This is a genomic window from Hydrogenophaga atypica, assembly GCF_042665215.1.
GTDB classification, from domain to species: domain Bacteria; phylum Pseudomonadota; class Gammaproteobacteria; order Burkholderiales; family Burkholderiaceae_C; genus Hydrogenophaga; species Hydrogenophaga defluvii_A.
Window position 1 is genome coordinate 1 of sequence record NZ_JBHTCA010000084.1, and the last position, 776, is coordinate 776.

1 protein-coding gene is annotated in these 776 nt (G+C 59.7%); it reads left to right on the forward strand.

Features of this window, described 5'->3' with window-relative positions:
- Window positions 1-35: 35 nt before the first annotated feature.
- Window positions 36-755, forward strand: coding sequence for an IS6 family transposase (locus ACFQPB_RS23885; protein WP_382228950.1), 720 nt, complete (start codon window positions 36-38; stop codon window positions 753-755).
- Window positions 756-776: the final 21 nt, after the last annotated feature.

Genomic DNA, 776 nt, shown 5'->3' on the forward strand with positions numbered 1-776 from the left:
GGTTGTGTCGCAATAAGCGGAACGGCTAGGATTTGATGATGCAAGCGTTGTCAATCCAGCTCCAGAATTCGGTCCTGCGTGGGGTCCTCAAACGGCTGCACTATCCGCTGGAAGTGATGCTGGTGTGCGTACGCTGGTACGCGGCCTACCCGTTGAACCTGCGCAACCTGGAAGAGATGATGGCTGAACGCGGCATCCAGGTAGATCACGCCACGGTTCACCGCTGGGCACTGAAGATGTTGCCGGTGCTGGCCAAGGTGTTTCGCCGGCGCCAGCGTCCGGTGGGTCGCTCCTGGCGAGTCGATGAAACGTATGTCCAGGTCGGCGGTCAGTGGAAGTATCTGTACCGCGCCGTCGACAAGCTCGGGCACACCGTGGACTTCTTGCTCACCGCTCGGCGCGATGTAGCGGCGGCCCGCCGATTCTTCGAGCGTGCCATTGATTTGCATGATGTCCCCGAGAAGATCACGATTGACAAGAGCGGCGCCAACACCGCAGCTGTGCGAGGCTTGATCGCCGACAGCGGCGTGGCAATTGAACTGCGCCAGTCAAAGTACCTCAACAACATCGTCGAGCAGGACCACCGGGCGATCAAGCGACGAACCCGACCGATGATGGGGTTCAAGTCTTTCTGGTCTGCCAGACGCATCATCGCCGGCATCGAGACCATGCACATGATCAAGAAAGGGCAGCAGCGCTGCCCGTGTGGCCATGCCATGTCCGCCGCCGACCAGTTTTACAGCTTGGCTCATTGAAACCGATCGACATCAACGGCC

Excerpts from the sequence above, each read along its gene's own strand:
- ACFQPB_RS23885 (WP_382228950.1), top strand. The coding sequence starts at position 36 with ATGATGCAAGCGTTGTCAATCCAGCTCCAGAATTCGGTCCTGCGTGGG.